We start from the raw sequence: 11964 nt of genomic DNA, 5'->3' as shown, positions 1-11964 counted from the left end.
CCGGCCATGACCGTTTCCTCCCTTCGTGTTTCCGCGATGCTCGCCATCGGCCTCGCCGCCGCCGGCATGTGCTTCGCGCAGACGATCCCCGGCACCGCCACCGATCGCTTCGAAGCGCTCGACACCAATCGTGACGGTCTCGTCAGCAAGGCCGAGTACGACAGCAACATGCTGTTCAAGGTGCTCGACAGCGACCGCAACTACCGCATCACCGCCGATGAGCTCGAGGCGGTCCTGGGCCCGCAGGAGGACGGCATGGCATCCGCCGCCGACCGGATCCGCGTCGCCGACCGCAATGAAGACGGCGAACTCAACGACGAGGAGTTGCGGCGCGCGGGTGAGATGCGGTTCGACTGGCTCGACAGCAGTCGGGACGGCAACCTGGACCTGGCCGAAATGAAGTCGGGCTTCGGCATTCCGGCACAGCGGCCCTGAGCGGCGCCTTCGTCACCAGGGCAGCGGCATGCCGCGGAATGCCTTGACCGTGCGCAGCACGAAGCTGGAGTTCACGTCGGCGACGCCGGCCTGGTTGAGCAGGCGGTCGAGCAGGAAGTGCGAGAAGTGGTCGAGGTCCTTCACGACGATCTGCAGCAGGTAGTCCATGTCGCCGGTGAGGGCGTGGCAGGCGACGACTTCGTCCCAGGCGTTGACGAACTCGCCGAACGCGGTGATCGCGTCGGCATCGTGGCGGGCCAGCTGGACGCGCACAAACGCCTGCAGGCCGAGGCCCAGCCGGTCGGGATCGACCTCGGCGCGGTAGCCGGCGATCACGCCTTCACGCTCGAGGCGCTGCACCCGGCGCAGGCAGGCGGAGGCCGACAGGTGCACGCGTTCGGCCAGTTCGGCGTTGGTCTGGCGGCCGCTGCGCTGCAGCTCGGCCAGCAACTGCAGGTCGGTGCGGTCGAGTTCGATGGCCGGCATATTCGTGTGCCTGTTCAGCTTAATGCGCAACAATCATGCACTCGCCCCGGTGAAACCCGCAATAACGCAAGCCTGTTGCGTGATTCGCCGGATACATTGACGATGGTCACAAAGCCCACCCCCAGGCGCCCCATGAACCTCAATACCCCCACCCGCGTCGAACACCAGCTCACCGACAAGGGCTATGTGCCGGTGTATACGACGGCCGTGGTCGAGCAGCCCTGGGCGAGCTATTCGTCGACCGACCACGAGGTCTGGGCGACGCTGTTCAAGCGCCAGCGCGAAGTGCTGGTCGGCCGTGCCTCGGACGAATTCCTGCGCACGCAGGAAGCGATGGGCATGTCGTCCGACCGCATCCCGAAGTTCGACGACCTCAACCGCATGCTGCGCAAGGCGACGGGCTGGGAACTGGTCGGCGTCGAGGGCCTGCTGCCGGAGCTGACCTTCTTCGATCACCTCGCCAACCGCCGTTTCCCGGTGACGTGGTGGATCCGTCGCCCCGAACAGCTGGACTACCTGTCCGAGCCGGACCTGTTCCACGACCTGTTCGGCCACGTGCCGCTGCTGATGAACCCGGTCTTCGCCGACTACATGCAGGCCTACGGAAAGGGCGGCGTGAAGGCGCACGGCATCGGCCCGGAGGCGCTGGTCAACCTGACGCGCCTGTACTGGTACACGGTGGAGTTTGGCCTGATCAAGCAGGACGACGGCCTGCGCATCTACGGCAGCGGCATCGTGTCGTCGAAGGGCGAGTCGATCCACTGCCTGGAATCGAAGGCGCCCAACCGCATCGGTTTCGACCTCGAGCGGATCATGCGCACGCGCTACCGCATCGATACCTACCAGAAGACCTACTTCGTCATCGACAGCTACGAGCAGTTGATGGAAGCCACGACGCCGGACTTCACGCCGCTCTACGCGAAGCTGGCGCAGCAGGAGTCGATCCCGGCCGGCAACGTCCTCGACACCGACGTGGTGTTCAACCGCGGCACCGGCGAAGGCTGGCTGAGCGACGGCGACGTCTGAACCTCGCGGTCTTTCTGGCACCGAGCATGCAATCCCCGCGCGAGCGGGGATTGTCGTTTGTGGCATTCGTCATCACTGCGTCCTGCCGATGATCGCTCTGGCCGGCTCCGCAAAGGCCTGAGCCCGCTCCGCCGGCGCCAGCAATTGTGCCGCCAGCTGCTTCGCTGCCACGCGCAGTTCGGGCACGGCGGTGATCTCCCACAACTGGCCACGCAGCAATGGCCCGAGGCAGTACAGGCCGCGCACCGGAACACCATGACGATCGAGCGCCTCGAAGCGCGGCGATGCCTTCACTCCGAGTCCGTGCCCATCGGCGGTGACCAGTCCGGCTTCGCGCAGGTGCGCCATCAACGGGTGCGTGGTGCGCTCCAGGTCGGTGTCGAAACCGGTCGCCCGGATCAGCACGTCGAAGCTTTCGTTGCTGACATGCGAGAAGCCCCGGTCGCGTATCGATACCTCGACTGCGTCCGCACCGCGCCGTGCACGCAGCATGCGTCCGGCGCGGATGCGCAGCCGGCCGCGTTCGCGCAACGCTTCCAATTCGTTGGACAGCGATGGCGCGAGACGATGCCGCAGCACTTCCCAGTACGAACGCAGGTGCCGCAGGAACGTGGCTCGCTGCGCTTCCGGCAGACCACGCCAGAAGGCCTGCAGGTGCGGCCGCAGGGCGTCGACCGGGCTGCGCCAGTCGGGGACGATGGGCGTCAGCGAACGCAGCGTACGCACCAGCTGGCGCAGGTCGTGCGCATGCAGGGCCTGCAGCACCGTTGGCGGCAGCGCGGTGGGCGCTGAAGGCAGTTCGGCGTGTGGCTGCGGCAGCAGGCCGTGCCGCGACAACGCCGTGATGGGCCCGCGATGGCCACGCCTTTGCAAAGTGGCCACCACATCGACCATGGTCAGTCCGGTGCCGATGACCAGCACGCGCGCCTGTGTGGGAACCCGGTCGATCGCGCCACTGCCGTCGAGGCCGTTCTGCCACGGCCAGCCGAGGTACGCGGGATCCACGGCCAGGCGCGGGCCCACGCCGCTCAGTGGCTGCGGGGGCAGGGCGCCTACCGCGAGCACCACCACGTCGCTGGCGAAGTCGCTGCCATCGGCAAGGTACACGCGGAAAGCACCGGCCTCCCGCTCGATCGCGATCGCTTCCTGGCCGACGTGGCTCAGCGCTGCCAACGACAACTGCGTGGCCGTCTGCAACCGCGAGTGCAGGTATTCGCCGTACACCAGCCTCGGCAGGAAGCTGTGCCGTGCGCGCTCGGTCAGGTTGAGCCAGTCGGCGAACTCGCCGGGATGATCTGCCGTCGCGCCCAGGTCGCGCGCGCGCACGTTCAGCAGGTGCTCCGGTCGCGCCTCGCCATAGGCGACACCGCGACCATGACTGTCGCGCGCGCCGATCAGGCGTACGTCGATACCGCGCCCGGCAACACGTGCCAGCTCGGTAGCCAATGCACAACCGCTGAAACCCGCACCGATGATGCTGATCCGCATGGCCCGTCTCCAGTCGTCGGGCGTCCATTACTAAGCGAACGCGCGCGCGGCCGGGTAAAGCGCGGGTTATTTTCGCGGCGTGCCGCTGAAACGAATCTGCAGAGCGAAATAACCGATTGCCATGAGACTCATGGTCGACTGGCGACGACAGCGATGCCGTGCCGCGGGCGCGAACCCCAGCGCCGGTCGAGGATGAGCTTGGCGATGATCGCCACGCCGATCGGCGCGAACCACGCCACGTACTGCAAGGCGGTACCGCTCACCGATGGCAGCAGTCGCGGCAGGCCGATGCCGAGGAACGCGATGTGGGTGGCGATGCCGTTGCCGAGCATCGATGTGTAGTGCTCACGCATCCACCAGCGCGGATCCGATGCGAGCCGTTCGCGGCGCAAGCGCTTGCCGATCATGCCGAGGCCGCCGGCCACGCCCACCAGCGAGAAGCCGGTCAGCAGCGGCGACTGCACGTTCACGCCAAGGGCGAACACTGCGCAGCCGCTGGCCAGCGACAATGCCGCCAGGACGACGAACACCGGGCCGGTATAGCGCTGCACCGAGGCGCGATCGCGGATCGCGCGCCACGCGCCCCACATGCCCGTCGCCGTGATCACCACCAGGTAACCAAGGAAGGCCGCTGTCACCGGATGGCCGTCGAGCAGGCGCGCCACCGCCATCGGCGCGCCGGTGGCGACGATGGCGCACATCGCCAACAGGTAGACCTGGCCGGTGCGGCGGTGCGAGGGACTGCCCTTGCGCAGCAGCGCCGCCATCCAGAAGGTGACCAGGGCGAGGGTGCCGGCGAGCACATGGCCGGCAACGAGCAGGGCATAGGCATTCATGGCGCGACTCCCGACGGAACGGTGTGGCGCCAGCGTGTCCGTCGGCTTCCTTGCGATGCAGTGCCCGGCGTCATCGCTTCGACCTGCCGGAAGTAACTTTCTGCACCGGCGGCATTGCCTGTCCTGCCCGGGCCGCGCAGCATGAACGCATGTCCGAACGCCTGCGCAACCTGCTGCAACCGCTGAACCTGGCCGGCCTGTTCACGCTGGCCGCGGTCGGCATGGGCCTGCGCTGGATGCCGGCCGAGCGACTGCCGTGGGGCATCGCGCTGCTGGCCTTGTTCACGCTGCTGCTGTTCGCCAACGACCTGTGGCCACGTCGCCCCTGGCTGCGGCCGGCGACGCTGGTGGTGATGCCCGTGATCGCTCTGGTGCTGATCGCGCTCGATGCCCGGCCCGGCATCTCGCAGGTGCTGCTGGTGGTGTGGGTCGCCGTGCTCGCCGGGCACGCACCGCCGCGCGTCACGCTGCTGGCGGTACTGGCCGCAGACGTCATGTATTACCTGCTGGTCCGGCGCACGGGGATCAGCGCGCCGCTGACGGTGGTGATGGTCAACACCGGATTCCAGGCTTTCGCTGCGCTGTGTGCGTGGTACGCGGTCAGCGCCGAACGCGCCCGCGATGCCCTGGCCCACGTCAACGCCGACCTGCTGGCGACGCGCGCACTGCTTGCAGACACCGTGCGCGACAACGAGCGCCTGCGCGTGGCACGCGAACTGCACGACGTCGCCGGCCACAAGCTCACCGCGATGACGCTGAACCTGCGCGCGCTCGCCGCCGACCCGGCCTACCACGGCCGCCAGGAACTGGCGCTGGCGCAGCAGCTGTCGAGCGAGCTGCTGTCCGACATCCGCGGCATCGTCCAGGCCATGCGCGACGAGCGCGGCCTCGATCTGGCGACCGCGTTGCGCGCCCTCGCCGCACCGCTGCCGCGTCCGGCGCTTCGCCTCACCGTCGCCGACGACGTGCATGTGACCGATCCCATCGTCGCCGAAGCGGTACTGCGTCTGGTGCAGGAAGCGCTGACCAACAGCGCCCGCCATGCCGATGCCGACACGGTGCAGGTCGCGCTCGCATGCACCGGCGGTCGCCTGCTGGTGCGCGTCGACGACGATGGCCGGGTTCGCGGTTCGCTGCGCGAGGGCAACGGTCTGGCCGGCATGCGCGAGCGCATTGCCGCGGCCGGCGGAAGCCTGTCGTTGTCGACATCGCCGCGTGGCTCCCTGCGCATCGAGGCGGATCTGCCTGCATGAATGCCCAGCTGCGCATCGCCCTCGCCGACGACCAGGCCATCGTGCGCGCGGGTCTGCGTGCCCTGCTCGAGCGGCAGGGCATCTCCGTGGCGCTGGAAGCGCAGGACGGAGCCGAACTGCTCGACCTGCTGGACGCTACGCCGGTAGATGTGGTGCTCAGCGACGTGCGCATGCCTGGCGTGGATGGCATCGAAGCGCTGCGCCGATTGCGCGAACGCGGCGATGCCACGCCGGTGCTGCTGCTGACCACGTTCGACGACAGTGAACTGCTGCTGCGCGCGACCGAAGCCGGTGCGCAGGGCTTCCTGCTCAAGGATGCCGCGCCGGAAGACCTGCGCGAGGCCATCGCGCGGGTGGCGCGGGGCGAAACGCTGCTGCAGCCGGTCAGCACCGGTCCGGTGCGCGCGAGGTACCAGTACCACGCAGCCGATGCGCCACGCGAACGTTTCAGCGAACGCGAAGTGGCGATCCTGCGCCTGCTCGCCGGCGGCTATTCGAACAAGGAGATCGCGCGCGCGATGTTCCTCGCCGAAGGCACGGTCAAGAACTACGTGTCGGCCATCCTCGAAAAGCTGGAGACCCGCGACCGCACGCGCGCGGTACTCAAGGCAATCACGCTGCGCGTGATCTGAAAGGCAACCGCGCTGCGGGTGATCTGACCTCAGCCGCCGTCCGGCAGCAAGCCGTAGTCGGCTGCGGTACGCACCCAGAACGCGCCGACGCCGGCCTCGCGCAGTTTCGCCAGCAATGCGTCGGACTGCGCCACACTCAACACGAACACGACTTCCAGCGGCAGCTCGCCCTGCAGCTCCAGGTACGACTGCCGGTGCATGCGGCCATGGTGGCCGTATCCGGCGATCGCCCGGAACACCGACGCACCGGGCAGCTCCATGGCGCGCGCCTGCTCGATGATCCATTCGTGCAGCAGCCGTCCTTCGTGTCTCCGGCTCTCCTGCACGTACAGACTCAGGCAGACACCCGCCTGGGCGTCGTCGTGTTCGGATTCGAGTGCATGCGCCATGGCCGTGTCCTCACGCGAATGCGGCGCGCAGGCCGCGCACCGTCAGCAACCCAAGCATCGTCATCGCCAGCGAGCCGAACAGGTGCAGCGAGACGTGGGCCAGCGCCCAGCCGTACTGGCCGCGCTGCAGCAGTTGCACGGCTTCGCCGGAGAACGTCGAGAACGTCGTCAGCCCGCCCAGCAGGCCGGTGATGACGAACAGCCGCCATTCCGGCGCGACGCCGGGACTGGCGGCGAACCAGGCCACGGCCAGGCCGATCGCGTAACCGCCCGTGAGGTTGGCGGCGAGCGTGCCCAGCGGCAGCGAACCATTGAGCGGATTGAGCCACAGGCCCAGGCCCCAGCGCGCCCATGCACCGAGCGTGGCGCCGATGGCAATCGCGATCAGGGCATGCATGGACGGCAATCTCCGGGCGGGTACTGGCGAAGGTTACGGCAGCGGCAGCCGATGCACAGCGTCAGGGCTCCGTGCGCGGCGAACTGACAGCCCGAAGGTAGGCATCGAGGCCGCGCTCGGCGTCCTCGACAAAGACCTCGCCGGTAGGCACGTACGCGACGATGCGATCGGGACGGAAGTTGCGGAAGTCGCAACGCAGGCGGCACCACGCGCCGAGCGTCCACGATCCACCCCAGAACGCCAGGCACAACGGTTCGATCTCCCGCTGGGTGATACGCGAGTCGTTGTCACGGTAGTCGAGCCGCAGCACGCGCGATGCAGTCACCGCGGCGTGCAGCTCGTCGATCAGGCCGCTGTTCTCCATCCGCTCGACTTCTGGCGCGAAGATGCGCGTGCGCTGGCTGCGTTCGCGCAGCTCCGGCGGAAGCACGGCCTCGATCTTCAGCAGCGCGGCGGCGGCCTCGCGGCCCAGGCGCACGCCACCGAAGGCACGCACGAAGCGCGTGCCGACGACCAGGGCTTCGAGCTCGCCGGGCGTGAACATCAGCGGCGGGATGTCCGAGCCCTTGCGCAGCATGTAGCCGACGCCGGCCTCGCCCTCGATCGGCACGCCCGAGCGCTGGAGGTCGGCGACGTCGCGATAGACGGTCCGCAGCGAGACCTCGAGCGTCTCGGCCAGGCGTTGCGCGGTGAGGGCGGAACGGCGGCCACGCAGCGCATGGATCAGCAGGAAAAGTCGGTCGGCTCGACGCATGCGGCATGATCGCGCGGCGCGCGGCGCCGCTCAATGCATGCCCTCGCTTCGAATGGGAAGTGCATCACCCTCTCAACTCCGAGCGCGACGTCGGCGACAGCCGCAGCCGTTGCGGGAGGTGCTTCAATCCCTGCCCGAGCCGGCGCGACAAGGCAGCGCGCCAGCTTTCATCAGCCAGCAGCGCTGCTTCGTAGCGGTGGTGCGCCTCGACGTCGTCGAACCGCGCGAACCACACCAGCGCCTGCTCGCCTTCGCGAACTGGCAGGCGCGGGTAGGTGTTCTCGCTGGATTCGGTCACGTACACGCCGATCAGCGCGGCGCCGGCTGCACGCAGGCGCGGCGCCAGTTCGCGATCGAACGTATCGAGAAAACCTTGTGCGGCCGGTGCATCGAGCAGGCAGATGCCGGCCTCGATCAACGCCCCGTCCTGCCCCTTCGCGCCGATCGGTGGACGCGGCGCCGATGCGGCAAAACCCGATCCTGGTCGCGCCGGGCGCAGCAACAGCACGTCGTCGTTGTCGATCAGCGTTGCGTTGGCGGCGTCGCGATGCCGTTGCCAGTGCATCCCGGAATAGAACGAATCCAGTGCATGCCTGCGCGCCGGCATGCCCGGAAACCCGCGCAGCCACACGACCCGGTTGTCGGCATCGAGGTCGCGGAACTGGCCGATGACATGCATGCCGACCGCTTCCTGGGTTTCGACGAACTCGCGTTCGAACAGCGCGATGAACTCGTCGCGGCGACCGGGCTGCATCGTGTACTGGCGCAGTTCGATCACGGCATCGTCATGCAGCAGTGCGCCGTGTTCGTCGGTGCGGCGGAACCACATGTGCCAGTTCGTCTCCCAGCTACGGCCGCCATCGCCGGAGAACGCCTGCTGCCAATGGGCGGCATGGGCGCTGCTGTGCTCCCACGTGAAACGCACCTGCACCGGGTGGCCTGCGTGCCCCAGCACGCCGTGGAAGGTGCCCACCTCGTCCGCGAACGCGCCGACCATCGGCGCTTCCAGCACGCCGTCGTGGCTGCCCGCCCAATAGATGTGCCACTGCCGCGACTCGGGCCGGAACAGCCGCAGGGTCATGCCCAGGAATCGTCCGTCGGTACCCGGGCGCTGCCAGTCGCTGACGAAGTCGTCGACGTTGCCCAGGCCTCCCAGCAACGGCCGGCAGACCTGGGTGGCGTGGAATACCTCCCAATCCTGGGCGCCGGCCATGCGCTCGCGCAGGCGCTCGTTTCGGATCCGCCAGTGGCCATGGAGGAAATCGAAGTCGTGGCGGCCGTCGTCCGCCTCAGTCGCGGCCGGCCCGGGTCGGGCCGGTACAGCGGCGTGCGCCCCCTCGGCCATCGCCAGGGCGGCCGCATTGAAGCCGGCAGTCAGTTGCATCAGGTCCATCGTCTGCTCCTCCGGTGTTTTCCATGCCGGAGAGCGTGCGCCGGGCCTGCTGCCAGCCTGATGTCAGCAGCGGTGAGGTCCCTGCTGCTGCCCGGAGCGGGCGGCATCGGCGACAATGGCGGCCCTTTTGTCCGCCTGCCGCCGCGCCATGTCCAGTTCACCGACGCAGTCCATCTCCCTGACCCGCTACCTGATCGAGGAACAGCGGGCCGGCCGCATCAACGCCGACCTGCGCCTGCTGATCGAGGTCGTCGCCCGCGCCTGCAAGACGATCTCCATCGCGGTCGGCAAGGGTGCGCTCGGCGGCGTCCTGGGCGATGCCGGTACCCCAGGTGTTGCCAGCATGAACATCCAGGGCGAGGCTCAGAAGAAGCTGGACGTGCTGTCCAACGAGATCCTGCTCGAAGCCAACGCCTGGGGCGGCCACCTCGCCGGCCTGGCGTCCGAGGAAATGGACACCTCACACCCGATCCCTGACGTCTACCCGCGCGGCAACTACCTGTTGCTGTTCGATCCCCTCGATGGTTCGTCCAACATCGACGTGAACATCTCGGTCGGCACGATCTTCTCGGTGCTGCGCTGCCCGGACGGCGTCACCAACGCCGCCGACGAACACTTCCTGCAGCCGGGTACGCAGCAGGTCTGCGCCGGCTACACCACCTACGGCCCGAGCACGATGCTGGTGCTGACCGTCGGCAACGGCACGCACGCCTTCACGCTCGACCGTGAAGTCGGCAGCTTCATGATGACCACGCGCGGCATGTCGATTCCGGAGGAAACGAAGGAGTTCGCGGTCAATATGTCCAACCAGCGCTTCTGGGAGCCGCCGATGCAGCGCTATGTCGGCGACCTGCTGTCCGGCAAGGAAGGCCCGCGCGGCAAGGACTTCAACATGCGCTGGGTCGCCTCGATGGTCGCCGACGTGCATCGCATCCTGACCCGCGGCGGCATCTTCAGCTATCCGCTGGACAGCAAGTGCGCGCCGAAGGGCGGCAAGCTGCGCCTGATGTACGAAGCCAATCCGATGAGCTTCCTGGTGGAGCAGGCGGGCGGCGCGGCAAGCACCGGTCGCCAGCGCATGATGGAAGTACAGCCCACGGGCCTGCACCAGCGCGTGCCGGTCTTCATCGGTTCGAAGAAGGAAGTCGAAGCCGCGGTGCGGTACCACGCCGAGCACGACACGTCCCATTCAAGTAAGTGAAGCAGCCAACACGGCTGAAAGCGGATCATGCGCGATGACAACGTCATCGCGCTGACCGCATGCGGACACGTACGACGTTGATTCTTTTGCTTGGAGATGCGCGTGCAGCACAGGCGCGCCGGGCATGGGAGCAGGCATGTCGAACGACGGACCGCGTGCTGCTGGCAGCCGTGAGCTGATCTACGTCACCCGCGGCGGCGCGGGGCGCGTGCTCGCGCTGGCGGGCCTGCAGCGCCGCGGCTGGAGCGTGCGGCGCGCACCCGATCCGCGCACCGTGGTGCGCATCCTCCAGCGGGAACCGCACCAGCCGCACGCCGCGCTGCTCGACCTGCGCGAAGGTTTCACCGAGTACGACCTGGCCGAGTTCGGTGCCGCGTTGTCGGCGCACAACGTTGGTTGGGTGGCGGGCGTCGACGCGGGACGCATAGACGCGGAGCCGGTGCGCCGGCTGATCCGCGACTACTGCTACGACTACGTCACGCTGCCTTGCCCCGAGGATGTCCTTCACACCGTGATCGGCCACGCCCACGGGATGGCGGCGCTGACATGCGACGAAGACGAGCCGCACGATACCGACTTCGACGGCATGATCGGCGAGAGCCAGGCCATGCAGACGCTGATCCGCACGCTGCGCAAGGCCGCGCTGACGGAGGCACCAGTATTCATCGCCGGCGAGACCGGCACCGGGAAGGAACTCGCGGCGATGGCGCTGCACCGGCACTCGCGGCGGCACGCTCATCCGTTCATCGCCATCAACTGCGGCGCGATCCCGCACAACCTGGTGCAGTCGGAACTGTTCGGCTACGAGCGCGGCGCGTTCACCGGCGCGCAACAGAGGAAGCTGGGCCGCTTCGAGATGGCCAACGGCGGGACGCTGTTCCTGGACGAAATCGGCGACCTGCCACTCGAGAGCCAGGCATCGCTGCTGCGCTTCCTGCAGCAAGGCAGCATCGAACGGCTGGGCGGGCACGAGCAGATCCCGATCGACGTGCGCATAGTCTCGGCCACGCACCATGACCTCGATGCCGCCATCGCTGATGGTCGTTTCCGTTCCGACCTCTACCACCGCCTGTGCGTGCTGCGGCTGCAGCAGCCGCCACTGCGCGAGCGCGGCAGCGACATCGACCGCCTCGCCGACTACGCGCTGCAACGCTATTCGCAGGAGGGCCGTCGTTCGCTGAAGGGATTCGCGCCGTGCGCGCGCCACGCGCTGCATACGCATCCCTGGCCCGGCAACGTGCGCGAGCTGATCAACCGCGTGCGCCAGGCCGTGGTGATGGCCGAAGGGCGCCTCATCACGGCCGCCGACCTGCACATCGACGGCGCCTCGGCGCTGCCGCCGCCGACGCTCGAGGAGGTGCGCGACGCGGCCACGCGCGAGGCCATCGAGCGGGCCCTTCACCGCAACCGGCACCGCCTGGTCGATGCGGCGCGCGAACTCGGTGTTTCGCGCGTGACCCTCTACCGCCTGATGAGCCGGCTCAACCTGCGGGCACCGGACGGCGACGGCGTCAGTGGCCACGCCGCAGGGGAGCGCAATCTGCCCGCCGGCGATGCCCTCTCGGCGGCTCCGCCCGTGCATGCGAGGATGTCGTCTCCGCAGCAGTGAGCGCGCGCGTCCCCGGACCCGAGCGCCGAGAGGACGACGTGACAGCACCTGCAGCACCCCAGGCC

General features: G+C 68.3%; 13 protein-coding genes. 6 read left to right on the top strand and 7 right to left on the bottom strand.

The genetic code is table 11. The features are described 5' to 3' along the window. Positions 1-6: 6 nt before the first annotated feature. Positions 7-435: an EF-hand domain-containing protein gene (locus IU514_RS04500; RefSeq protein WP_194929877.1), complete on the top strand. Its 429-nt coding sequence runs from the start codon at positions 7-9 to the stop codon at positions 433-435. 12 nt (positions 436-447) lie between these two features. Here the strand turns inward: IU514_RS04500 and IU514_RS04495 are convergent, their stop codons facing one another. After that, positions 448-921, bottom strand: a complete 474-nt coding sequence (locus tag IU514_RS04495) for an Lrp/AsnC family transcriptional regulator (RefSeq protein WP_194929876.1) — start codon at positions 919-921, stop codon at positions 448-450. Positions 922-1053: 132 nt separating this feature from the next. Here IU514_RS04495 and phhA point away from each other — a divergent pair, with 132 nt between their 5' ends. Further along, positions 1054-1947, top strand: coding sequence for a phenylalanine 4-monooxygenase (phhA, locus tag IU514_RS04490; RefSeq protein WP_194929875.1), 894 nt, complete (start codon positions 1054-1056; stop codon positions 1945-1947). Positions 1948-2019: 72 nt separating this feature from the next. Here phhA and IU514_RS04485 read toward each other — a convergent pair whose 3' ends face one another. Together IU514_RS04485 and IU514_RS04480 are read right to left on the bottom strand one after the other, a co-directional pair. Further along, positions 2020-3435, bottom strand: coding sequence for an FAD/NAD(P)-binding protein (locus IU514_RS04485; RefSeq protein ID WP_194929874.1), 1416 nt, complete (start codon positions 3433-3435; stop codon positions 2020-2022). Between the two features lie 128 nt (positions 3436-3563). Beyond that, positions 3564-4271 (bottom strand): DUF2306 domain-containing protein, encoded by a 708-nt coding sequence (locus IU514_RS04480; protein WP_194929873.1) that lies wholly within the window; start codon positions 4269-4271, stop codon positions 3564-3566. A gap of 149 nt (positions 4272-4420) precedes the next feature. On the opposite strand from IU514_RS04480, the gene IU514_RS04475 reads away from it, so the two are divergent. Continuing rightward, positions 4421-5524: a sensor histidine kinase gene (locus tag IU514_RS04475; RefSeq protein ID WP_194929872.1), complete on the top strand. Its 1104-nt coding sequence runs from the start codon at positions 4421-4423 to the stop codon at positions 5522-5524. Then, positions 5521-6156 carry a response regulator transcription factor gene (locus tag IU514_RS04470; RefSeq protein WP_194929871.1) on the top strand — a complete coding sequence of 212 codons (636 nt, stop codon included), beginning with the start codon at positions 5521-5523 and terminating at the stop codon, positions 6154-6156. The genes IU514_RS04475 and IU514_RS04470 overlap by 4 nt, the downstream gene beginning before the upstream one ends. 29 nt (positions 6157-6185) lie before the next feature. Here the strand turns inward: IU514_RS04470 and IU514_RS04465 are convergent, their stop codons facing one another. The 4 genes from IU514_RS04465 to IU514_RS18905 all read right to left on the bottom strand — a co-directional run bounded on the left by IU514_RS04465 (position 6186) and on the right by IU514_RS18905 (position 9089). Then, positions 6186-6545 carry a DUF190 domain-containing protein gene (locus tag IU514_RS04465; protein WP_194929870.1) on the bottom strand — a complete coding sequence of 120 codons (360 nt, stop codon included), beginning with the start codon at positions 6543-6545 and terminating at the stop codon, positions 6186-6188. A 10-nt stretch (positions 6546-6555) separates the two neighbouring features. After that, positions 6556-6942 carry a fluoride efflux transporter CrcB gene (gene crcB, locus IU514_RS04460; protein WP_194929869.1) on the bottom strand — a complete coding sequence of 129 codons (387 nt, stop codon included), beginning with the start codon at positions 6940-6942 and terminating at the stop codon, positions 6556-6558. A gap of 61 nt (positions 6943-7003) precedes the next feature. After that, entirely contained in the window at positions 7004-7696 is a 693-nt protein-coding gene (locus tag IU514_RS04455) for a helix-turn-helix transcriptional regulator (protein WP_194929868.1), read from the bottom strand. 64 nt (positions 7697-7760) lie between these two features. Further along, complete coding sequence (locus tag IU514_RS18905; protein ID WP_228760474.1) at positions 7761-9089, bottom strand: NIPSNAP family protein; 1329 nt, start codon at positions 9087-9089, stop codon at positions 7761-7763. Positions 9090-9237: 148 nt separating this feature from the next. On the opposite strand from IU514_RS18905, the gene IU514_RS04445 reads away from it, so the two are divergent. Beyond that, a complete protein-coding gene (locus tag IU514_RS04445) occupies positions 9238-10290 on the top strand; it encodes a class 1 fructose-bisphosphatase (RefSeq protein WP_194929867.1) in 1053 nt (350 codons plus the stop codon). A 136-nt stretch (positions 10291-10426) separates the two neighbouring features. Then, positions 10427-11899: a sigma-54 dependent transcriptional regulator gene (locus IU514_RS04440; RefSeq protein WP_194929866.1), complete on the top strand. Its 1473-nt coding sequence runs from the start codon at positions 10427-10429 to the stop codon at positions 11897-11899. Positions 11900-11964 lie beyond the last annotated feature (65 nt).

The sequence above is a fragment of the Lysobacter niastensis genome (assembly GCF_015453285.1).
GTDB classification, from domain to species: Bacteria; Pseudomonadota; Gammaproteobacteria; order Xanthomonadales; family Xanthomonadaceae; genus Lysobacter_J; species Lysobacter_J niastensis.
The sequence above is the reverse complement of the archived record's forward strand: the minus strand, read 5'-3'. Positions and strand labels throughout refer to the sequence as shown.

What these genes read in the sequence shown, in the direction of transcription:
- IU514_RS04500 (WP_194929877.1), top strand. Translation starts at nt 7, where the DNA reads ATGACCGTTTCCTCCCTTCGTGTTTCCGCGATGCTCGCCATCGGCCTC.
- IU514_RS04495 (WP_194929876.1), bottom strand. Translation starts at nt 921, where the DNA reads ATGCCGGCCATCGAACTCGACCGCACCGACCTGCAGTTGCTGGCCGAG.
- phhA (WP_194929875.1), top strand. Translation starts at nt 1,054, where the DNA reads ATGAACCTCAATACCCCCACCCGCGTCGAACACCAGCTCACCGACAAG.
- IU514_RS04485 (WP_194929874.1), bottom strand. Translation starts at nt 3,435, where the DNA reads ATGCGGATCAGCATCATCGGTGCGGGTTTCAGCGGTTGTGCATTGGCT.
- IU514_RS04480 (WP_194929873.1), bottom strand. Translation starts at nt 4,271, where the DNA reads ATGAATGCCTATGCCCTGCTCGTTGCCGGCCATGTGCTCGCCGGCACC.
- IU514_RS04475 (WP_194929872.1), top strand. Translation starts at nt 4,421, where the DNA reads ATGTCCGAACGCCTGCGCAACCTGCTGCAACCGCTGAACCTGGCCGGC.
- IU514_RS04470 (WP_194929871.1), top strand. Translation starts at nt 5,521, where the DNA reads ATGAATGCCCAGCTGCGCATCGCCCTCGCCGACGACCAGGCCATCGTG.
- IU514_RS04465 (WP_194929870.1), bottom strand. Translation starts at nt 6,545, where the DNA reads ATGGCGCATGCACTCGAATCCGAACACGACGACGCCCAGGCGGGTGTC.
- crcB (WP_194929869.1), bottom strand. Translation starts at nt 6,942, where the DNA reads ATGCATGCCCTGATCGCGATTGCCATCGGCGCCACGCTCGGTGCATGG.
- IU514_RS04455 (WP_194929868.1), bottom strand. Translation starts at nt 7,696, where the DNA reads ATGCGTCGAGCCGACCGACTTTTCCTGCTGATCCATGCGCTGCGTGGC.
- IU514_RS18905 (WP_228760474.1), bottom strand. Translation starts at nt 9,089, where the DNA reads ATGGACCTGATGCAACTGACTGCCGGCTTCAATGCGGCCGCCCTGGCG.
- IU514_RS04445 (WP_194929867.1), top strand. Translation starts at nt 9,238, where the DNA reads ATGTCCAGTTCACCGACGCAGTCCATCTCCCTGACCCGCTACCTGATC.
- IU514_RS04440 (WP_194929866.1), top strand. Translation starts at nt 10,427, where the DNA reads ATGTCGAACGACGGACCGCGTGCTGCTGGCAGCCGTGAGCTGATCTAC.